Below are 251 nucleotides of genomic sequence, written 5' to 3'. Positions count from 1 at the left end.
ACCATCGACTTGTTGCACTTGCCCGCGAACGTGTTGTCCGGGTCGTACACGTAGGCGATGCCGCCCGACATGCCGGCCGCGAAGTTACGGCCGGTTTCGCCGAGCACGATGACCGTGCCGCCCGTCATGTATTCGCAGCCGTGGTCGCCCGTGCCTTCGACAACCGCCGTCGCACCCGAGTTACGCACGCAGAATCGCTCGCCAGCCACGCCGCGGAAGAACGATTCGCCTTCGATCGCGCCATACATCAC

Annotated in this window: 1 protein-coding gene; it reads right to left on the bottom strand. The window is 64.5% G+C overall.

From position 1 onward, the window contains the following. Positions 1-251, bottom strand: a 251-nt coding sequence (locus ACCC94_RS30400) for a hypothetical protein (protein WP_413353258.1), incomplete at both ends; no start/stop codon positions are given.

Source organism: Pseudomonas sp. Pseusp97, from assembly GCF_047304025.1.
Classification (GTDB): Bacteria; Pseudomonadota; Gammaproteobacteria; order Pseudomonadales; family Pseudomonadaceae; genus Pseudomonas.
This window is presented reverse-complemented; position numbering and strand designations above follow the sequence as displayed.